The sequence below is a fragment of the Roseateles sp. genome (assembly GCF_965262435.1).
Lineage (GTDB): Bacteria > Pseudomonadota > Gammaproteobacteria > Burkholderiales > Burkholderiaceae_C > Paucibacter_A.
On sequence record NZ_OZ253537.1, the window covers coordinates 626,147 to 645,811 of the forward strand.

General features: G+C 66.7%; 17 protein-coding genes. 10 read left to right on the plus strand and 7 right to left on the minus strand.

Going from position 1 to position 19,665, the window contains the following annotated elements; all coding sequences use genetic code 11:
• Positions 1-234: 234 nt before the first annotated feature.
• Positions 235-795 carry a hypothetical protein gene (locus ACQY39_RS02805; RefSeq protein ID WP_428503377.1) on the plus strand — a complete coding sequence of 187 codons (561 nt, stop codon included), beginning with the start codon at positions 235-237 and terminating at the stop codon, positions 793-795.
• Positions 796-900: 105 nt separating this feature from the next.
• Here ACQY39_RS02805 and ACQY39_RS02810 read toward each other — a convergent pair whose 3' ends face one another.
• Together ACQY39_RS02810 and ACQY39_RS02815 are read right to left on the minus strand one after the other, a co-directional pair.
• Positions 901-1,320, minus strand: a complete 420-nt coding sequence (locus ACQY39_RS02810) for a tetratricopeptide repeat protein (protein WP_428503378.1) — start codon at positions 1,318-1,320, stop codon at positions 901-903.
• A gap of 6 nt (positions 1,321-1,326) precedes the next feature.
• A complete protein-coding gene (locus ACQY39_RS02815) occupies positions 1,327-3,147 on the minus strand; it encodes an OPT/YSL family transporter (protein WP_428503379.1) in 1,821 nt (606 codons plus the stop codon).
• A gap of 86 nt (positions 3,148-3,233) precedes the next feature.
• On the opposite strand from ACQY39_RS02815, the gene ACQY39_RS02820 reads away from it, so the two are divergent.
• A complete protein-coding gene (locus ACQY39_RS02820; RefSeq protein WP_428503380.1) occupies positions 3,234-3,899 on the plus strand; it encodes an AraC family transcriptional regulator in 666 nt (221 codons plus the stop codon).
• Positions 3,896-4,681 carry a substrate-binding periplasmic protein gene (locus ACQY39_RS02825; protein WP_428503381.1) on the plus strand — a complete coding sequence of 262 codons (786 nt, stop codon included), beginning with the start codon at positions 3,896-3,898 and terminating at the stop codon, positions 4,679-4,681. Before ACQY39_RS02820 ends, ACQY39_RS02825 begins: the two co-directional genes overlap by 4 nt.
• A gap of 28 nt (positions 4,682-4,709) precedes the next feature.
• Here the strand turns inward: ACQY39_RS02825 and ACQY39_RS02830 are convergent, their stop codons facing one another.
• Positions 4,710-6,587, minus strand: coding sequence for a serine hydrolase domain-containing protein (locus tag ACQY39_RS02830; protein WP_428503382.1), 1,878 nt, complete (start codon positions 6,585-6,587; stop codon positions 4,710-4,712).
• Positions 6,588-6,768: 181 nt separating this feature from the next.
• Between ACQY39_RS02830 and ACQY39_RS02835 the strand changes: the two genes are divergently transcribed.
• From ACQY39_RS02835 to ACQY39_RS02845, 3 genes are all read left to right on the plus strand, one after another.
• Positions 6,769-8,412, plus strand: a complete 1,644-nt coding sequence (locus ACQY39_RS02835; RefSeq protein ID WP_263515750.1) for a peptide chain release factor 3 — start codon at positions 6,769-6,771, stop codon at positions 8,410-8,412.
• A 180-nt stretch (positions 8,413-8,592) separates the two neighbouring features.
• Positions 8,593-8,781 carry a hypothetical protein gene (locus ACQY39_RS02840; protein WP_428503383.1) on the plus strand — a complete coding sequence of 63 codons (189 nt, stop codon included), beginning with the start codon at positions 8,593-8,595 and terminating at the stop codon, positions 8,779-8,781.
• Between the two features lie 140 nt (positions 8,782-8,921).
• Positions 8,922-9,869 (plus strand): amino acid ABC transporter substrate-binding protein, encoded by a 948-nt coding sequence (locus ACQY39_RS02845; protein ID WP_428503384.1) that lies wholly within the window; start codon positions 8,922-8,924, stop codon positions 9,867-9,869.
• A gap of 3 nt (positions 9,870-9,872) precedes the next feature.
• Here the strand turns inward: ACQY39_RS02845 and ACQY39_RS02850 are convergent, their stop codons facing one another.
• Positions 9,873-11,276, minus strand: a complete 1,404-nt coding sequence (locus ACQY39_RS02850; protein ID WP_428503385.1) for a peptide MFS transporter — start codon at positions 11,274-11,276, stop codon at positions 9,873-9,875.
• A 197-nt stretch (positions 11,277-11,473) separates the two neighbouring features.
• Positions 11,474-12,445 carry an MBL fold metallo-hydrolase gene (locus ACQY39_RS02855; RefSeq protein ID WP_428503386.1) on the minus strand — a complete coding sequence of 324 codons (972 nt, stop codon included), beginning with the start codon at positions 12,443-12,445 and terminating at the stop codon, positions 11,474-11,476.
• Positions 12,446-12,941: 496 nt separating this feature from the next.
• Here ACQY39_RS02855 and ACQY39_RS02860 point away from each other — a divergent pair, with 496 nt between their 5' ends.
• The 4 genes from ACQY39_RS02860 (at position 12,942) to ACQY39_RS02875 (ending at position 17,437) form a co-directional block, all read left to right on the plus strand.
• Positions 12,942-13,322 carry a SirB2 family protein gene (locus ACQY39_RS02860; RefSeq protein WP_428503387.1) on the plus strand — a complete coding sequence of 127 codons (381 nt, stop codon included), beginning with the start codon at positions 12,942-12,944 and terminating at the stop codon, positions 13,320-13,322.
• Between the two features lie 171 nt (positions 13,323-13,493).
• A complete protein-coding gene (gene gbpA / locus ACQY39_RS02865) occupies positions 13,494-14,900 on the plus strand; it encodes an N-acetylglucosamine-binding protein GbpA (protein WP_428503388.1) in 1,407 nt (468 codons plus the stop codon).
• A gap of 138 nt (positions 14,901-15,038) precedes the next feature.
• Entirely contained in the window at positions 15,039-16,745 is a 1,707-nt protein-coding gene (locus ACQY39_RS02870) for a phosphoethanolamine transferase (protein ID WP_428503389.1), read from the plus strand.
• Entirely contained in the window at positions 16,742-17,437 is a 696-nt protein-coding gene (locus ACQY39_RS02875) for a phosphatase PAP2 family protein (RefSeq protein WP_428503390.1), read from the plus strand. The genes ACQY39_RS02870 and ACQY39_RS02875 overlap by 4 nt, the downstream gene beginning before the upstream one ends.
• 7 nt (positions 17,438-17,444) lie before the next feature.
• Here the strand turns inward: ACQY39_RS02875 and ACQY39_RS02880 are convergent, their stop codons facing one another.
• Positions 17,445-18,572 (minus strand): HD-GYP domain-containing protein, encoded by a 1,128-nt coding sequence (locus ACQY39_RS02880; RefSeq protein WP_428503391.1) that lies wholly within the window; start codon positions 18,570-18,572, stop codon positions 17,445-17,447.
• A gap of 54 nt (positions 18,573-18,626) precedes the next feature.
• Positions 18,627-19,550, minus strand: coding sequence for a DMT family transporter (locus ACQY39_RS02885; RefSeq protein WP_428510708.1), 924 nt, complete (start codon positions 19,548-19,550; stop codon positions 18,627-18,629).
• Between the last annotated feature and the right edge of the window lie 115 nt (positions 19,551-19,665).

The window sequence follows — 19,665 nt, forward strand, 5'->3', positions numbered from 1 at the left end:
CCGGGTTCAATTCGACCCCAAGGGACCCAGCATCGCCGCACGCCGCTGCGAGCCAGAAACCTTGCTCCGACTGATCGATCCCACAACGCAGCTGCCTTGGACGCACATGCGTTTTGACGGGCATTTGTGCCGACTTGAGCAAGTGACGTGGAAGCCCGCCACCCAACGATTGACGCTGCATGCCCGCCCAAGCGAGCAGGACAGCAACGACAAAGCCCGTGAAGGAGCGCTAGCGTGAACGCAACAGGCTCACGCTACGCCAAGACCTTGGCCCGCATCCAATCAGGACTGATGAGCCGGGACGAGCTGCAGCAATTGGGGCGCAACGCAAAGACCAAAGCGGAGGCCGGAGACCATGAAGCCGAGGAGGTGCTCCAGGCATTGGTCACCGCGACTTGCGTGGACACCGAGTACGTGTTCCTGGGCTTTTGTCCTGATGCCCAGTTCGAGAAGCGCCAAGACTTGGAGTGGCGAACGTCAGGGCACTGCAGCTTTGACTTCTTGGAAGACAAGGCGCAAACCTCACGCTTCCAGCGAATCGTCGCCGGCGACCTCATCGTCCTCAAGAAACGCCACGAGTTCGGCAAGACGATGAAACTCTACGGCCATGGGCGCGCACGGTCGCCTGCACGGATGCAGGGCGGCGTGCTGCTGATCGATGTGCAATGGTCGAATCAAGCCGAAGTGATTGAAGTCCCGCTCTTGGGCTGCAACACCACCGTGGATGTGCGTTCACTCGAAGTGCTACGGACGCAAGCCATGCCGCCCAGCTTCTTCGAATGGCTGAAGGTTTGAACGTTCTCCTGAGGACACAGGGCCGGCGTCTGGCGGCGACCGTCGTAGCTCGGCTGCTGTGATCATCAGTTCTTGTGCGGCGGGCTTTTCAGCGTACACATACCTTCACGTGCGTCGAGCCAGCTCCAGATACTTCGGATCCTCATAACGGAAAGCCTGCTCGCCTGCGCTTTTCAGCACCGCTTGCAGGAGCGGCAAGGCCTCGGCCTCCCGGCCCTGCTCCACCAGGCATTGGCCCAGGCGCAGCTGCGGCAAGGGCTCGGCCCGGGCCGACTCGAAGCTGGCCAGCAGGGCGCTGAAGGTGTCGCCACTGGCTTCAAAGTCCTCCAGCAGGAACTGCATGTCGGCGATCGAGAACAAGAGGGTCTGCGCCTGAGCATGGGCAGACCAAGGCTCGGGCAGCAGTTCCAGCGCCTGCTCGAACAGGTCCAGCGCGGCCTCAAACTCGCCCTCGTCCGCGCGCTCATCGGCGCGCTCGACCAGGGCGCGAACGCGCGCCACTTCGGCGGGTGACAGATCAGCCATGGCCGATCAACCCAGCACCGCCGCCATGCCCGCCAGGCCCAGGCCCAGCGCGGCCAGGGCGTCGCCGGCGATCAAACCACCACCGACCAGGGAGGTGCTGCTCATGTCCGAAGGCAGCTCGTTCTCGCCCGGCTTGGGTTTGGGAGCGAAGGTGTTGATGGCACTGGAGATCACACCACCGGCAGCAAACCACATCGAGGTGTGCAGATTGACGAAGCCTCCGAAGGACGAAGCGTAGGGGCTGGGCAGCACCACCGCGTCGAGCATGAAGTCGGTGGCGAAGCCGGCCTTGCTGCCCGCAGCGAAACGCTGGTAGCTCTTGTTGGCTTTGATGATCTTGCGCAGCAGCTCGGTCACAAAGCCGATCAGCACGCCGATCAGGATGGCCTGCGTCTGGTAGGGCTTGGGTTCGGTCAGGCTGCGCAGGGCACCGACGAATTTGTAGGTCATGGCCGAGGTCCATTGCGCGGGAGCCTGGTCGGCGCTCATCACGGTCTGGTCCAGCTGCAGCACCGGGTAGGCGGTCATGAAGAACTTGGCCACGGCCACCGCCAGCACCGAGCCCAGCAGCAGGCCGGCCACCTGGAAGCGGAATTGCAGGGTCCGGTTCGAACCCAGGCGCCAGCCGGTCGAGCGGTCCTGCTGCATATCGCCGGCCACACTGGCCGAGACGAACACCACCATCGCGGCCATCAGGCCCAGCATCGGGTCCTTGAGGCCGATGCTGGCCAAGATCAGCACGGTGACGACAAAGGCACTGGAGATCGGGTTGGAATCGGTCAGGCCCAGGGAGATGCCGTTGACGATGACGAACAGGTAGACCAGGGCCACGGCCAGGATCATGTAGCCCAGGGGCTCGTTGAAGAACTGCACGCCGCAGACGATGGTGGCCACAGTCCAGACACCCACCCAGGCGAGCAGGCGCGGCAGGCTGGCCTTGGGACCCGTGCGTTGCTCCTCGGGCACGACGACGCGCTCGCCCGGCTGGGTCAGGCGGCGGGCGACGCGCCAGAAAATCAGGCTCAGGTCGACCACGGCCGCGCCCAGGATCAGACCCAGGGCGATCAGGAAGGCGATCTTGCGGAAGGGCTCACCGTCTTTCAGCCAGCCGATGCTGACGAAATACGGCGCCAGCGCCCAGAAGATGCAGCCGCCGACGATGGCCGGAATACCGACCCGGGCGCCGACGATCAGGCCGGCACCGAAAGTGGAAGCCGACAACTCGATGGCACCCAGAAAAGCCAGCTTGGCCGCACCCACGCCGCCCAGTAAACCGGCCCCCATGCCGCCGAACAAGCGCGACACCGATTGCTTGAGCAGCACCGGGTCGGTCAGCGCGCGCAGGATGTTGGCCACGGCCAGGCCCGAGGGGAAGGTCAGCTGCATGCGCTCGACCAGGATGGGCGTGTAGAGCATGCCGATGCCGGCGGCCATCATGCCGATGCAGAGCATGTAGGTGACCAGCTGCCAGGCCGGCACCTCGGGCATGCCCATCCAGGCCATGGCCTGGATCAGGGTGCTCATGGCCATCATGCCGGCCACGGACGCGGCCGTGGTCTGGATGTAGTTGGCGCCATGCTTGCCCTCGGCGCCGTAGCCATAGGTGACCACCGAGCCGAGGATGCCGGCCAGCACCTGGCCACCGACATAAAAGCCAATCGAGAAATTCATGAAGGCCGCCGCGATCCCGCCCAGCGGGCCCAGGATCAGCATGCCGATGGCGGCCAGCAAGGTGTAGTAGCCCCAGGTTCCCACCGGCGGCAACCAGGCCCAGCGTCGGGTGTCGATCGAAGCGCCCGGGGGCGGAAATACGGGTATGGCGGACATGTCAGCTCAAGAAAATAGGGAAAGCCATGGCGCGCGAATGCGCCGGGGAGTGGCGCGCAATGTAACCCCGGCCTCACAATCAGGCCATGCGTGAAGTCACCCCCACCGGTCTGAACGCACCCGCCTCCACACGGGTGGCCATCGTCTGCTTCGATGGTTTCGACGAGTTGGACTGCTTCATCACCCTGGGCTTGCTGAACCGCCTGCGCCCCCTGGGCTGCTCGGCCGAGCTGTGCGGGCCCGGTAGCGCCATCAGTTCGATGAATGGCGTGCAGCTGCAACTGCAACGGCCCCTGGAATGGGCCAACGAAGCCGAGGCCGTGCTGTTCGGCTCCAACCTTTACAACCGCGCACTGGCCGAAAACTCGGCCCTGCTCGACCGCCTGCAGCTCGACCCCTTGCGCCAGCGCGTCGGCGCCCTCGGCTCCGGCAGCTTGCTGCTGGCCCGCCTGGGCCTGCTGGGCGATATGCCGGCCTGCTGCGATGCCGCCACCCGCCCGTGGCTGCTGGAGGCCGGTGTGCGGGTTCTGGAGAACGAGCCCTTTCATGCCCACGGCCCTGTGGCCACGGCCAGCGGCGGCCTCGCCGCGCCCTTGCTGGCGGCCTGGTTGATGCTGCATCTGCAGGGCGAGGCGGCCACGCGCGAGGCCTTGCGGCCGGTCGTCGCGGCAGGTGCGCGCGAGCCTGCGGTGGACCGCCTGCTCGCCCAGGTGCGCAGTGCCTGCGCGGGCGGCTGGGAGCATCCGGCGTGAACGCCCGCACCGCCCGACCTGCGGCTTTGGCTCTGGCTGCGGCTTTCCATACCTTACCGCTGCACGCGAGCGAGCCAGCAGCGCGCCCACCTGCGCTGCGCATGGCCCATACCGAGGCCATGGCCTACCCCTTGCTCACCGTCAGCGGCCCGAACAAACTCAGCGGTGGTTTTCTCAAGGAGCTGGGCGATCTGATCGCTGCCGAGCTGGGCACACAGGCCCAGCATCAGCTGGTTTCACGCCGCCGCATGCAGGCCACGGTGATGGGTGGCGACACCGACATCGCCTGCTACTTCAGCCCGCTCTGGATGCCGGGCACGGGCGAGAACTGGACCGTGGCCGTGGTACCCCAGGTCGAGCGGGTGGTGTCCCTGGCCACAGCACCGCTGGCCTTCGAGAGCCACCAGGACCTGCACGGTCGGCGCGTGGCCGTGCTGCTGGGCTACCAGTACCCGCAATTGCAGCCTGCGTTTGAGGCCGGCCTGGTCACCCGGCTTGATGAGAGCCAGGTGGACCTGCTGTTCCGGCGCCTGCGCCTTGACATGGCCGATGCCCTGATCACCTCGGAGGTGGAAATCGCCGGCTATTTCAAACGCTACCCGCAGGAGCGCGAGCGCTTCCACATCAGCAGCCGCAGTTTCTCCGTCACCGACACCCAATGCCTGGTCTCGCCCGCCTCGCCCTGGCGCCTGGCCGCGATCAACGAAGCCCTGCATAGGCTGATCAAGAGCGGCGCGGTGGCAAAGCTGGCGCAGCGCTACGGCATGAGCAGCGGGCGCTAGGGCAGCAAGCGCCGGGCTGCCCAGGTGCTCAGCGCGCCGCGGGCTCCAGCGCGGCCAGGGCTGCCTTGGCCGAGGGCAGCTCAGGCTTCAATGCCAGTGCGCGGCGATAGGCCGCGGCGGCTTGTTGCTTGTCACCCAGGCTGAGCAGAACCTCGCCCAGGCTGTCCCAGGCATTGGCCGACTCCGGGTTGAGCTGGGTGTTCAGGTCCAGCAGGGCGCGCGCCGCCGCCTTGTTGCCGCCGCGCAGTTCGCGATAGCCTTGGTTGGTCAGATAGGACTCGCTGCCGGCTTCGTCACCGGCATCACGCAGGGCCCGGTAGGCCGCCAAGGCAGCCTTGGCCTCGCCCGCCAGCAGCAGCTCGCGCGGCGTCCGCTCGGCCTCGGCCAGGCGTGCCAGCACCTGGGCTGTGCCGTCTCGGCGCTCCAGCTTCAACTGCCAGCGGCCTTGGGCATCCGGGGTGAAGCTGCGCGCCTCGTCCTGCTCGCGTTGCAGATAGCGCCCGCCAGCCACCGGCACCAGCTCGTGCGCCGTGTCGCCGCCACGAGCCATGAAGAGCTGCTCGCCCTGGCGCGTGATCTGGATGAACTGCTCGCCGTTGACGCGGTAGCGGCCGGGCGCCTTGTCCAGGGCTTCCGCGCTGGCCGGCAGCGGCTGGTGGGCCTTGAAGCCGGGCCAACGGTATTCAAAGGCGACAGCGCGGCGCAGTTCGTCCATCAAGGCCGGCTGGTTGGCGTTGATCATGATGGCCATACCGACGCCGGCGCTCGGGTGGGCCATCAGGCTGGCGCAAAAGCCCTCGTTCCAGCCGCCGTGGGCGAAGTAGACCTCGCCCTCTTCCTCGGGCAGACCGAAACCCAGGCCGTAGCCGCTGCCGGCACGCTGGCTGAGCATGTCCTTGACCATGGGCGTGGACAGCAGCGCTGTCTTGTCGCCGCGCCAGGCGGCCTGCACGCCCAGGGCGAATCGGGCCAGGTCCTGCGAGGTGGTCCACAAGCCCGCGGCGGCCAGCTCCGGGTAGCTGTGGCGCTTGCCGAGCACCGCGCGACCATCCGGCAACACACCGGCCGCGGCGCGCGCCAGCAGCGGCGCCGGCAAGGGCTGGGCGAAAGTGCTCTCGGCCATGCCCAGCGGGCCCAGCACGCGGCGCTGCATCAGCTCGGCAAAAGGCCGGCCGTCGGCTTCGCTCATCAAGAGCTGGGCCACGGTGTAGCCGCCGCCCGAGTAACGAAAGGCCTGGCCCGGCAGCTGATTCACGCGCACGGCATCCGAGTTGGCCGGCGGCTTGCCGTCCAGCACGGCAGTCACATCGGGCAGGGTCTGGCCCGGCGCATAACCACCAAAGCCGTGGACCGTGAGGCCCCCGGTGTGGCTGAGCAGATGGGCCAGGGTGACCGGCACCTGGGCGGTCCAGGCATTGTCGGGGATGCGCCAGGCCTTCAGGCGCGCATTGACCGGCTCCTGCAAGGCCAGCTTGCCTTCCTGCACCAGGGTCAGGGCAGCAAAGGCGGCAACAGGCTTGCTGATGGAGGCCGCCTGGAACAAGGTGTCCGGCCGCACCGGCAGGCCGGCATCGCGATCGGCTAGGCCGTAGACGCGGGTCCAGGCCAGGCCGTTCTTGTCGATCACCGTGATGCTGAGACCGGGCACACCGTAATGCTTCATGCGCTCCTGCAGCGTCCAGGTCGAATCGCCGACAAAGCTGACCGGCGGCCGCAAGCCGGCCAACACGCGCGCGATGCGGGCTTCCTGCGGCTGCACCTCGGCCGAGCCTGGCGCCGGGCTGGTGGCCGGGGCCGCCTGAGCTGCGTACGCCCCGGACAAGGCAAGCGCCAGCAGTGGCCGGCGGAAGGAGCGCAGCGTGGGTGTTGAGGCAGCGGCGAGGCGTCGGCGGGTCGGTGGGTGCATGTCAGGGATCCGGGCGTTGGCGGAGGAAGACGCAGCGTAGTCAGGCGATGCCTGACCGTCCAGGCCGGCAGGACAGAATGCCGCCAAGCCGGGATCAGCTGCGCTTGCGGCCGACCGGGGGCTGCGCTGCGATAATCCGCCCCTTTCCCAGATCCGCGCGGCCCCGCTGCGCCCCGCCGCCATGTCCGCCGATCAGCAGCCCGACCACATCCCGTCCCACATCGAGAGCGAAGTCAAGCGTCGCCGCACCTTCGCCATCATTTCCCACCCGGACGCGGGCAAGACTACGCTGACGGAAAAGCTGCTGCTGTTCTCGGGCGCGATCCAGATCGCCGGCTCGGTGAAGGCGCGCAAGGCCTCGCGCCACGCGACCTCTGACTGGATGGAGATCGAAAAGCAGCGCGGCATCTCGGTCGCCTCCTCGGTGATGCAGATGGAGTACCGCGACTGCGTGATCAATCTGCTCGACACCCCAGGCCACCAGGACTTCTCGGAAGACACCTACCGCGTGCTGACCGCGGTCGACGCGGCCCTGATGGTGATCGACGCGGCCAATGGCGTGGAGCCGCAGACCCGCCGCCTGCTGCAGGTCTGCCGCGCCCGCAACACGCCCATCCTGACCTTCGTCAACAAGATGGACCGCGAGGTGCAAGACCCGCTGGCCCTGATGGACGAGATCGAGCGCGAGCTGGGCATGACCGTCGTGCCCTTCACCTGGCCGGTCGGCATGGGCAAGCATTTCCACGGCGTGATGGACCTGCGCGAAGAGCGCATGCGCGTGTTCTCGCCCGGCGAGGACCGCGTGGCCGGTGACGAAGAGGTGCTGGAAGGCATCAACAACCCGGCCTATGCCGAGCGCTTCGGCATGCAGTACGAGCAGGCGCAGGGCGAGATCGAGCTGGTGCAGGACGCGGCCGCGACCTTCGACCTGGACGAGTTCCTGGCCGGCCGCCAGACGCCGATGTTCTTCGGCTCGGCCGTCAACAACTTCGGCGTGCAGGAAATCCTCGACGCCCTGGTGCAGCTGGCGCCGCCGCCGGGTGAGCGCGCCGCCATGCAGCGCGTGGTCAAGCCCGAGGAAACGAAGTTCACCGGCGTGGTGTTCAAGATCCAGGCCAATATGGACCCGGCCCACCGCGACCGCATCGCCTTCCTGCGCGTGGCTTCGGGCCACTTCGAGCGCGGCATGCGGCTCAAGGTGGTGCGCTCGGGCAAGGAGTTACGCCCGAACACCGTGGTGAGTTTCCTGTCGCAGCGGCGCGAGCTGCTGGACGAGGCTTTTGCCGGCGACATCATCGGTATTCCCAACCATGGCGTGCTGCAGCTCGGCGACACCATCACCGAAGGCGAGGCCCTGCAGTTCACCGGCCTGCCCTTCTTCGCGCCGGAAATGTTCCGCTCGGTCGAAGTGGCCGACCCGCTCAAGACCAAGCAGTTGAAAGCCGGCCTGCAACAGCTCGGCGAAGAAGGCGCGATCCAGGTCTTCCGCCCCATGGCCGGCAGCGTGCTGCTGCTGGGCGCCGTGGGCCAGCTGCAGTTCGAAGTGGTGGCCCACCGCCTCGAGCACGAGTACGGCTGCAAGGCCCGCATCAGCGGCAGCCGCTTCCAGGTGGCGCGTTGGGTGACCTGTGACGACGAGAAAGAGCTCAAGCGCTTCATCGACGCCAACGATCACCGCATGGCCCTGGACGCTGTTGACGCGCCCACCGTGCTGGTCGAGTACGCCCCCGAGCTGCGCGCCATCGAAGCCAACTGGCCCAAGATCAAGTTCCACGCGCTGCGGGAGCACGCAGGCCTGGTCTTCCAGAAGCGGCTGGAGGGGTGAACCGGGACCGAGCTTGATGCCTGCGCATCAAGCGACGCCCGGTGAACGCCGTGCACGTCTTGCGTGCAAAGGCCGGGCAGAGTTGGGACAGAGCCAAGGCACTGCGGCCTTGGCGTCGCAAAAACACGCATCCCTCTGTGCTAGCCTGAAGCCACAGGCCCGGTGGCCCATGGAGCTGCAATGCAAACCCTGAACGAGATGCTGGCGCTCAAGCTGCTGACCCCGGAGCAGCACTTCGAGATCCTCAGCTGGACCACCCGCGCCAAGACACCCGAGAAGATCATGGAGATGCCGCCGCATCTCTGGCGCTCCTTGGAGCTGGCGGCCGTCTTGATGGGCTTTGAGGGCGAGCCAGCGCAGGCGCTCTGAGCTGTTCACAGCTTCTTACACCGAGCCGCTCCCGGCCTCTGCTATCGTCAGGTCAGCCGCGCAGCTGCCAATCGGGCAGCACTGCGCTTTGTGCCGGCAAGCCGGCGGCCCTTGGGCGAGCCGTGCCCCGAACTATCGCAATGACCACACAACGCCCCCACCCGGCACGGCCGCAGCCGCGCAAGACCTGGCCCCTTCTGATCAGCGCGGCCACGGCCGCAATTGCGAGTGGCCTGACGGCCCCGGCGCAAGCTGGCAATGGCACGCTGGACAGCATTCGCAGCAGCGGCGAACTGGTGATCGGCTACCGCGCCGACGCCATTCCCTTCTCCTACGATCTGCCCGGAGCCAAGCAGCCGGTGGGCTATGCCATCGAGATCTGCAAGCAGCTGGCCGAGGGCATGAAAAAAGAGCTCAAGCTGAAAGAGCTGAGCCTGCGCTACAAGGCGGTGGACAGCAAGCAGCGCTTCCCGGCCGTGGCCGAGGGTCAGGTCGACTTGGAATGCGCCAACACCACCAACAACCGCGAACGCCGCGACAAGCTGGGCATGGCCTTCACCATCCCGCACTACATCGCCGGCACCCGCATGCTGGTGCGCAAAGATTCCAATATCGAGCGGGTGGAAGACCTGGGCGGCAAGCGCGTCATCACCACCAAGGGCACGACCTCGGCGCCCCTGATCAAGGCCAAGGCGCAAGACCTGAGCCTGAGCATCAAGCTGCTGGAATGCGACGACGACCAGCAATGCTTCAACGCCGTCGACAAGCGCCAGGCCGATGCCTATCTGATGGACGACATCCTGCTCTACAGCTTCCGCGCCAGCGCGCCCAAGCCCGATGAGTTTGCCGTGGTCGGCAAGTTGCTGTCGATCGAGCCTCTGTCCATCATGATGAGCAAGAAGGACGCGGCGCTGAAGAAGTTCGTCGACGTAGAGATGGCCCGCCTGGTCCGCAGCGGCGAGGTGGCCAAGCTCTACAAGCAATGGTTCGAGGCTCCGATCCCGCCCAAGAACATGAATCTCAATGTACCCATGAACTACCTGACGCGGGATTCATTCAAGTTCCCGACCGACCAGGTCGGGGACTGAAGCTCAAGCGCTCGGCTGCGGCTCCAGCACCCGGCCCAGCAGCAGCTTGACCAGCACGAGGATCACGCCCGCGGCCGCCACCAGCACGGCATGCAAGGCCCAGAACTGCGTGCCCGGCAGGACGTCCAGCAGGCCGGCCAGCCAGCCGACAAAGGTGTTGCCAATGAAGAGGTGCAGGTAGTAGATGCCGATCATCAAACCCTCCATCCGGCGCGGCGCTGCGCGCGAATAGAGCGCTAGACCGACCGGCAGGATGTTGGCAAAACCGAGGTCATTGAGCAGGGCATAGCCGACCGTCCAAGCGAAGCTGATCTTCTCGCCGGTGGCCTCAATCTGGGCCGCGGCGATCACCAGCAAGGCCGGCGCACAAGCTGCCATCAGGGCGCCCAGCGCCATCTTGGTGATTTCGTCCGGCTCGCGTCGGCGCGTCGCCCACCAGCGCCAGAAAGCCAGCGAGGCGATCATGGTGGCCGTGCTGAGGAAGGCGTCCACCGCCTGCAACCAGGTCACCGGCACCTGCCAGCCGAACATGACCAGGTCCATATGCTTTTGCGACCACAGCGGGAAGGCATTGTTGAACTGCTGGTTGCCGACGATGGACAGCATCAGCACCGGGATCAGCGCGATCAGCAAGATCAAGCGGGCCAGCTCATTGGCCGTCATGCGCGGCTTGGCCTCAAGCGTGTTCTGGGCGGCGCTGACCCGCGGCGCCTCGGCCGGCAGCCAGCGGCGGCCGGCCAGATAGACCACCAGGCCGATCAGCATGCCCACGCCGGCGGCGCCAAAGCCCCAGTGCCAGGCCACCTTTTCACCGAGCGTGCCGCAGACGATGGGCGCGAGGATCACCGCCACCTGCACGGCCAGCATGAAGATCTGGAAGGCACTGGCACGGCGCTGATCGCCGGGCACATAGAGCGCACCGACCTGGGCAGCGATATTGCCCTTGAAGCAGCCGACGCCGATCAGCAAGCAGGCCAAGGCAGCCAGGAAGCTGGCCTCAAACGCCATCAGGAAATGGCCCAGGGCCATCATGCTGGCGCCGATGACGACGGTCCTGGTGCGGCCCAGCCAACGGTCGGCCAGCAGGCCGCCGAACAAGGGCGTCAGGTAGACCAGGCCGGCGTAGAGGCCGAACACCACCGAGGCCAGCTGCTGCGGCGAGCGCGGGCCGGTGACGCCCTCGATCCAGGCGCGCAAGGTTTCAATGCCGGCGACATGGCCGATGTTCTCGGGCAGGAACAGGTAGTTGCTCAGATAGAGCACCAGCAAGGCCTGCATGCCGTAGTAGGAGAAGCGTTCCCACAGCTCGCAGAAAGCCAACCAGCCCAGGCCGATGGGGTGGCCAAAAAAGGCGCGGTCGCTGGCCGGCAGGCCGGATGCGGGGGAAAGCGTCGAGGAAGTGCTCACGGGCGGCGGCCGCGCGCGCCGCAGCCGCTGCAGGCGGCCTCAGCCCGCATGGCAGAGAGTGGACATCAGGCCGGCACTCTCGCCCAAAGCCCACAGCTCGGCAATCGGCACAGACCAGCAGTCCGGCCCGCCGGGGCGCTCAGCGCCCGCTGAAGCCCCAATTCTGGATTGAATGCAGGACCTCGGGGCCCTCAGCGTCAGGGCTTGCTGGAGTAATTCGCCGGGACCCAGACATAGCCCTTGCCGTCGGCACGCAGGCGGCCGATGCCGGGGAAGGCCACATGAGCCACGCCGACGTAATAGCCGTTCTTGGCGGCATCGGCATAGGCCTTCTCGCGCTGCGGACGGGCGGCTTTGGAGTCACTGTCGAACTGGATGGTCACCGAAGGGTCGGGGAACTGCACGGCGGCCACATGCATCAGGTCACCCCAGATGGCCAGCTTCTGGCCCTTGCTTTCGGCCACGTAGACATTGTGGCCGGGTGTGTGGCCGTAGGTGGACACGGCGCGCACGCCAGGCACCAGCTCCACGCCTTGCGGCGAACCCTCGAAGGGCTTGAAGCGGCCGGCCTCCTGGTAGGGCTTGATCGACATCATGGCGCCCTTGAAACCGCCTTGTGCGGCCTCGGGAGCCTTGGCCATACTGGCCTCGCTGAGCCAGTAGTCGGCCTCGCGCTGATCGATGCGCACCACGGCATTGGGGAAGGCCGGCTTGCCCTCGCTGAGCAGGCCGCCGACATGATCGCCGTGCAGATGGGTGATGTAGATCTCATCGACCTGCTCGGGCTGGTAACCGGCCGCCTTGAGGTGGCCCAGCAGCTTGCCCAGGGTGGGGCCGAACAAGGTGGCGGCACCCGTGTCGACCAGCACCAGCTTAGCTCCGGTGTTGATCAGATAGCCGTTGACCGAGGTCTCCAGCGGCGTGCCCAGGTAAGCGTGCTGCAGGGCGCGCAAGACCTGACCCGGCTTGGCGCCGGTCAAGAGTTTGTCCATGGGCAGATCGACCGTGCCGTCGTTCAAGGCCGTGACTTCGAAATCCCCCAGCATCATGCGGTAGTAACCCGGCGCCTGGGTCTTGACCTGGGGCGCGGCGGCCTCGGCGCTGTGAGGAAGGCCGGCAAGCAGCAATGCGGCGGCCAGAGCAAGACTCGAAGTGGCAAGGCGGGACATGGCGATGTTCCTTGGGCAGGTGAACAAATGGCTGGTTCAAGCCGGGTGCTGCTGAGCATAGCAAGCCGGCTTGCTGCGGGTAGGTGCCGGTGACAATGCCCCCACGAGGACGGAATCCATGAAAAAAATCGGCATCGTCGGCGGCGTGGCCTGGGCACACCGGCGCAGGCCCGCGACTGTGCCGTCTGTCTGGCTTGCACTGAACTGCCGCTGGCTTACCCGGACCAGATCGAGGCCACCAGCTTTGAAGCCGACGGTCTTCGCTACCGCAACACCTCGAACATCTTGGCAAGGGCGGCGTTTACCAGAGCTATGGATGAAAACTGACCCCGTGACCCGCTGAACACCCCTTGCGCCACCACCCGACTCACGACTCACGACTCACGACTCACGACTCACGACTCACGATTCACGATTCACCCATTCACCCATTCACCTGCTCACCTGTTCACCCCCCTCCTTGACATCCCCCGCCCCCATCACCAAGCTTCACGCCATGTATTCATTCGACGTGCAGATGAGCGAGATCCATGTGCTGCTGGCCTGGTGCAGCGTGGCGCTGTTCCTGGTGCGCGGCCTGGCCTTCCAGTTCGGCGGCCAGTGGGCGCTAGACAGCCGCCTCAGCGTGCTGGTCTTTGGCATCGATCTGCTGATGACCATCACCGGCCTGAGCCTCTGGGCCCTGCTCTACATGAACCCCTTTCTGCGCGACAGCTGGCTGCTGGCCAAGCTGATCGCCCTGGCGGGCTACACGGTGTGCGCGCATTGGGCCATGGGCCAGGGTGAGTTCCGCAGCCTGGGCTATCTGCTGGCCTTGCTGGCCCTGGCCTACATGTTGGCCTGCTCGATCACGCGCAGCCCCTGGCTGGGGCTGTGAGCTGCGGGGCCCTCACCCTGACCGCGCAGCTGACATTCGGTGGCCGGCACACACCGCCGGTTTCATACGTTACAGAAGACCAATATAAAACCAGATAAACCCCAATCAAAAACCACTTGTGCGCCCTGCGTGCACTGCGCAGAATCGTCCGACCCCAACAAGGAGGACCTTATGCGCTTCCGTTCCCTCGCTCTGGGCCTGCTGGCAGCCGCGCTGCCCGTCTTGGCCACCGCCCACGGTTACATCAGCGCGCCCGAATCGCGCAGCCTGCTCTGCAGCAAAGGTGGCAACAGCAATTGCGGCCCCGTGCAGTACGAACCGCAAAGCCTGGAGGGCAGCTCGGGCTACCCGGCCGGCGGCCCGGCCGATGGCCGCATCGGCAGCGCCGGCTTGACGCAGTTCGGCGCCCTGGACGAACAGACCAGCACACGCTGGACCAAGCGCGCCATCAAAGCCGGCGCCCAGACCTTCGCCTGGACCTTCACCGCCAACCATGCCACGCGGAATTGGCGTTACTACATCACCCGCGCCGACTGGAACCCCAACCTGAAGTTGAGCCGGGCGTCCTTCGAAGCCCAGCCCTTCTGCACCGTGGACGGCGGCGGCAAGCAGCCCCCCAAGAACGTCAGCCACAGCTGCACCGTGCCGGCACGCAGCGGCTACCAGGTCATCCTGGGCGTCTGGGAAGTGGCCGACACGACCAACAGCTTCTACAACATGGTGGACGTCACGTTCGACGGCACACCGCCCCTCACGACCTGGAACCCCAAGGGCACCATCTACCCCTCGGTGGACCTGGCCGCCGGTGACAAAGTCGCCACCCGGGTGTTCGACGCCCAGGGCGAGCGCGCCGAGTTCCAAACCCGCATCACCATCGCCAACAGCACGGACGGCCAACGCAACACCTGGCCCTACCTGCTGGCCGGCCGCATCAATGCCGAGCAGAGCCAACTCAAGGCCGGCCAGAAAGCCGCCGACGGCAGCATCAGCCCGGCCTATGGCCAGAACGAGGTCTTTGTGCGCAGCGACAGCAGCCTGGCGCGGGTCGAGATCCAGATCGACAAGGCGCCGCCGCCCAATGTCGACCTGCTGGTCAACGGCGTGGCCGCCGAGTACACCGCGCCGGCCAGCGGGCCTCTGAACCTCAGCTTCAGCGTCACCGCGGTGGGCGAGCTGGACGTGAGCGCGACCTTGTTCGACGCCGCCGGCAACAGCAAGGCCCAGGCCAGCGTGTCGCTGAACAACAGCGGCCAGACCCTGAACCTGGCGCTCAACCCCGCCACCGCCGGCGCCTACAGCCTGGTCGTCAAAGGCAGCCCCAAAGCCGGGGGCAATGTGCTGCAAAAGACCTATGCCATCACCGTCAAACCAGCCGGCGGCAGCACGTATGACCATGTGTTCCCGAACAACCTGGCCAGCTACAAGGGCGGCACCAAGGTGTTGCAGCCCAAGAACGGCAAGGTCTACGAGTGCAAGCCCTTCCCCTACGAAGGCTGGTGCCGGCAGTGGAGCAGCAACTCCACCGCCTATGAGCCCGGCGTGGGCGCGTACTGGAGCGATGCCTGGATCGCGCGCTGACGGCAAATGAGCTGAGCCGCAGGACGCCGCCAGGCGCTGCGGCCCTCTGCCCCCGACACGCCCAGCCGCCTGCGCTGCGGGGCGGGCCGGGGGCAAGCCCTTAAGGCTGCCTTCATCGGCATCGGTTCCAATGCGGGGATGACCGCCTTTGCCCACTCCCGGACCTCTGGATCCCCCTCTTCCCGCCGCCGTTTCACGCTGGCCCTCAGCGTTGAGCAGCTGCTGCTGATCTCCAGCCTGTTCTGGCTGTTCAGCGCCAACCGATTGTTCTTCGCCGCCGCGCTCAAAGACCGCGTCGCCGGCGATGCCAGCAGCTGGAGCTTCGGCCTGGCCATCGGCGTGATGGTGCTGGCCCTGCATGTCTTGCTGGTCGGCCTGGTGGCCCACCGCTGGACCATCAAGCCGGTGCTCGCCGTGCTGCTGATCGGCACCGCCTGCTCCACCTTCTACATGCAGACCTACGGCGTCTACCTCGACCCGACCATGCTGCGCAACACCTTGCGCACCGACCCGGCCGAGGCCTCCGAGCTGCTGAGCCTGCGCATGGCCGGCCATGTGCTGCTCTGGGCCGGCCTGCCCTTGCTGGCGCTGTGGCGGGTAGAGATCGTGCGCCGGCGCAGCTGGCAGCGCGCCTTGCTGGTGCGCCTGGGCGTGCTGTTGCTGGCCCTGGCCACGGCGGTGGCGGCCATCATGTCGGTGTTCCAGCCTTTCTCCTCGCTGATGCGCAACAACAAGGAGATCCGCTACCTGATCACCCCGGCCAACTACATCTGGTCCCTGGGCGCGGTGATCGCGCAAGACCTGAAAGGCGCGGCCAAGCCGCGCCAGCCCCTGGGCCTGGACGCGAAGCCGGGTGCGCAGATGAGCGCCCGCGCCAAGCCCCTGGTGCTGGTGCTGGTGGTGGGCGAGACCGCGCGCGCCGCCAACTGGGGCCTGAACGGCTATGCCCGCCAGACCACGCCGCAGCTGGCCCAGCTGCCCGAGCTGATCAGCCTGCCGCCGGTCGAGGCCTGCGGCACCAACACCGAAACCTCCCTGCCCTGCATGTTCGCGCCCATCGGCCGGCGCGATTACGACGAGGCCCGCATCCGCGGCAGCGAATCCCTGCTGCATCTGCTGGCCCGCGCCGGCGTGCAAGTGCAGTGGCGCGACAACCAGAGCGGCTGCAAAGGCGTCTGCGACGGCCTGCCCAATGACTTTGTGAGCGAGCAGAACGCGCCCGGCCTGTGCGACGGCAAGCGCTGCATGGACGAAGGCCTGATCGCCGACTTGGACGCCCGCCTGAGCGCCGCCAAGAGCCAGTCCGCATCCACCCACCTCTGGGTCATGCACCAGCTGGGCAACCATGGCCCGTCCTACTTCCGCCGCTACCCTGAGGCGTTCGAGCGCTTCAAGCCGGCCTGCCAGAAAGACGATCTGCGCCTGTGCAGCAAGGAAGAGATCGTCAACGCCTACGACAACGCCCTGCTTTACACCGACCATGTGCTGGCCGAGCTGATCAAGAAGCTCAAGGCCCGCTCGGACGAGGTGGACACGGCCCTGATCTACGTCTCCGACCACGGCGAATCGCTGGGCGAGAACGGCCTCTTCCTGCACGGCATCCCCTATGCCATCGCCCCCAAGCAGCAGACGCAAGTGCCCATGCTGATGTGGGCCAGCCCCGGCTTCGGCGCCAATGCCGGCCTGGACATGGCGTGCCTGCGCCAGCGCGCCCTCCAGCCGCAGCCGCCGACCCGCCATGACCATCTTTTCCACACCATGATGGGCCTGCTCGACGTGCACAGCAGCGTGTTCGCCCCGGATTGGAACTTGGCTCAGAACTGCAAGACAGGAGCCGCCAAGTGAGTGCCAACCCGCCGGCCTGGCGCCGTGATGTGCTTGTCACCCTGATCGCCCTGGCCTTGCTAGCCGCCTGGGAATGGAGTGGCCTGGACCTGAGCATCTCGCGCCTCTACGGTGATGCCAGCGGCTTTGCCTGGCGCGAGGCCTGGCTGACCGCGGGCCTCGGCCACCAGGGCGGCCGCAGCCTGGCCTGGCTGATCTTCATCGCCCTGATCATCGACGCGATCCGGCCCTGGATCGCCCGCCCCGACCGCTCGCCCCTGCCCAGCCCGGCGCGCAGCGAGCGGCGTTTCTGGCTGCTGGTGACCCTGGCCTGCCTGATCGCCATTCCTTCGCTCAAGCAGGTCAGCCAGACCAGCTGCCCCTGGGATCTGCAAGAGTTCGGCGGCAGCTCACCCTATGTGCCGCACTGGCTGCTGGGCGTCAAGGATGGCGGCGGTGGCCATTGCTTCCCCTCGGGCCACGCGATTGCGGCCTTTGCCTTCTTCAGCCAGTTCTTCCTCTGGCGCCAGGATCGCCCGGCCATCGCCCGGCTCTGGCTGGCCGGTGTGCTGGTCTTCGGCACCCTGTTCGGCTGGGCCCAGCTGGCGCGCGGCGCGCACTATGTGAGCCACACGATGTGGTCGGCCTGGATCTGCTGGGCGATCTGCGTGGCGGCCGCGGCCTGGCAGGCACGGCGCCAACAGGCGAGCTAGGGCCGCGTCAATCGGCGAGGCGGCGGCGGATGTCGGCGCGCGCCGCCTCGGCGGCGACCAGGGCCGCGACGCAGTCAGCGTCCAGCCGGCCCGCCGCCACTTCGCGCTGCAGCTCGGCCAGGCAGTCGGCCTCGCTCCAGCGCGGCTTGTAAGGCCGCTCGGTGGACAGTGCGTCATAGACATCGGCCACAGCGACGATGCGCGCCACCAGCGGAATCTCCGCCATGCGCAGGCCCAGGGGATAGCCCGAACCGTCGCCACGCTCATGGTGACCGCCCACCACCTCGCGCATGGTTCGCGCCATCGGGTCGTCCTGCAGGCCGAGGTCGGCCAAGATGTGCTCGACCAGCTCAAGCCCGATCTGCACATGGCGCTTCATGTGCGCGTACTCCTCGGCGTCCAGGCGGCCGGGCTTGAGCAAGATGCGATCCGGAATGCCGACCTTGCCGATGTCATGCAGGGGCGCGAACAGGTGGACATACTCGACCTGCTCGTCGCTGAGCCCATGGCTGGGTGCCAGGGATTTGGCGACCAGGCGGGCATAAGACGCCATGCGTTCCAGATGCAGGCCGGTCTCGACATCGCGGATCCGGGCCAGGCCGGTGGCGATGTCCACCGCGCCCACCAGGGTGTTCACCGCGGCCAGGCGCAGCAGGTAGAGCTGGCTGACGATGTCGGCAAAGATGTCCAGAAAACCCGTGACCTCGGGCCCGAAGGCATTCACCTCCTTGGCATCGAAGAACAGAAAAGCCGCCAGCTCATGGCCGCTGAAGATGGGCAGGGTGTAGCTGCTGCGGTACTGCTGGCCGCGCAGCCAGGCCGTGTGCGCGGTGGGGTGGGAAAAGCTGGCCTCGATGTCCTGCACCACCCGGGTACGGCGCTCGTTCTTCAGCTGCAGCAGCGAAGGCACCTCAGAGAGCCGCGCCTCATAACGCTGCAGCGCCTCGCCATCTTCATTGCTGCTGGCAAAGGTCTTGAGCGCATCGCTGACCGGGTCGTACAGCGCCAGCGCCATGCGGCTGATGGCAGGAAAGCGCGCCTGGATGATGCCGTGCAGGCTGCGCAAGCGCCCGGCCAAGCCAGACTTCTCGACTTCCAACTGGTGCAGAGCCCAGGTGGACGATGCTTGAATCATGAAGGGCCCTCCCAGGCCGCCTGCCCCCCAGGTCAGCGGCCGCCTGGGCCCATCCTAGCCCTGGATGCCCTTGAATCCAGCAGAAGATGGCCCGGCTTTCGAGGGCATATTGGGCAAGACAGGCTTCTTGCGAAAGACCAGCACATTGCCCGCCATCACGCAGGCCAGGCCCAGCAGCGCCGGCAGCGTCCAGCGGTAGCCCTCGAACAGGGCCGAGACATTGAGCGCCACCACCGGGAACAGCACCGTGCTGTAGGCCGCGCGCTCAGGGCCGAGGCGGCCGACCAGGGTCAGGTAGGCGGTGAAGCCGATCACCGAGCCCGGGATCGCCAGATAGAGCAGCGCGCTGCTGTAGCGCCAACCCGGCTCGTAGGCAAAGGGCACGCCCTGCAGCAGGCAGTAGCTGAGCAGCAGCAGGGTGCCGACCAACATGCCCCAGGCATTGGTCTGCGCCGGCTTCAGGCCCTGGCCCTGCAAGGCGGCCGAAAGCAGATTGCCGGTCGAAAAACACAGCGTGCCGCCGAGCGCCCAGGCCAGGCCTTGCAAGGTGCTGGCACTGGCGCCGTGGGCGCTGATCTCGGGCCAGAACAGCAGCAGCAAGCCCCCCAGGCCGAGCGCGCCGCCGGCCAGCACCTGGGGCGCCAGGCGCCGGCCATGGATCAGGCGAACCAGCAGCGCGTTCCAGAGCGTGGAGCTGGAGAACACCACGGCCACCAGGCCGCTGTGGATCAAGGCGCTGGCATTGAGAAAGCAGACGAAGTTGAAGCAAAACAGGCACAGGCCCTGGCCCAGCACCCACAAGCCCGCACGACCGCGTGGCCGCTGCAGCTGGCCTCGCCAGGCCAACCAGGCGAACAGAATCAGGGCGGCCAGGCCGAAGCGGTAGGCAATCGACAAGGGGATGGGCACCACGCCCAGCTGCCACTTCAGGGCAATCCAGGTCGTGCCCCAGATCAGCACCACCAGGGCGTACAGCATTGCATTCACGAAATCGGCTCCTCGGAATCAGGGCCAGAGCATGCCGGCCACGCCCTGCCGGGGATTGCACATTCCTGCGCTTTTTGCGCGCGGCGGCGGGCACTGCAAGCCCGCG

What these genes read in the sequence shown, in the direction of transcription:
- ACQY39_RS02830 (WP_428503382.1), bottom strand. Translation starts at nt 6,587, where the DNA reads ATGCACCCACCGACCCGCCGACGCCTCGCCGCTGCCTCAACACCCACG.
- ACQY39_RS02855 (WP_428503386.1), bottom strand. Translation starts at nt 12,445, where the DNA reads ATGTCCCGCCTTGCCACTTCGAGTCTTGCTCTGGCCGCCGCATTGCTG.
- ACQY39_RS02870 (WP_428503389.1), top strand. Translation starts at nt 15,039, where the DNA reads ATGACCGCCTTTGCCCACTCCCGGACCTCTGGATCCCCCTCTTCCCGC.
- ACQY39_RS02885 (WP_428510708.1), bottom strand. Translation starts at nt 19,550, where the DNA reads ATGCTGTACGCCCTGGTGGTGCTGATCTGGGGCACGACCTGGATTGCC.
- ACQY39_RS02860 (WP_428503387.1), top strand. Translation starts at nt 12,942, where the DNA reads ATGTATTCATTCGACGTGCAGATGAGCGAGATCCATGTGCTGCTGGCC.
- ACQY39_RS02810 (WP_428503378.1), bottom strand. Translation starts at nt 1,320, where the DNA reads ATGGCTGATCTGTCACCCGCCGAAGTGGCGCGCGTTCGCGCCCTGGTC.
- ACQY39_RS02835 (WP_263515750.1), top strand. Translation starts at nt 6,769, where the DNA reads ATGTCCGCCGATCAGCAGCCCGACCACATCCCGTCCCACATCGAGAGC.
- ACQY39_RS02880 (WP_428503391.1), bottom strand. Translation starts at nt 18,572, where the DNA reads ATGATTCAAGCATCGTCCACCTGGGCTCTGCACCAGTTGGAAGTCGAG.
- ACQY39_RS02815 (WP_428503379.1), bottom strand. Translation starts at nt 3,147, where the DNA reads ATGTCCGCCATACCCGTATTTCCGCCCCCGGGCGCTTCGATCGACACC.
- ACQY39_RS02820 (WP_428503380.1), top strand. Translation starts at nt 3,234, where the DNA reads ATGCGTGAAGTCACCCCCACCGGTCTGAACGCACCCGCCTCCACACGG.
- ACQY39_RS02845 (WP_428503384.1), top strand. Translation starts at nt 8,922, where the DNA reads ATGACCACACAACGCCCCCACCCGGCACGGCCGCAGCCGCGCAAGACC.
- gbpA (WP_428503388.1), top strand. Translation starts at nt 13,494, where the DNA reads ATGCGCTTCCGTTCCCTCGCTCTGGGCCTGCTGGCAGCCGCGCTGCCC.
- ACQY39_RS02840 (WP_428503383.1), top strand. Translation starts at nt 8,593, where the DNA reads ATGCAAACCCTGAACGAGATGCTGGCGCTCAAGCTGCTGACCCCGGAG.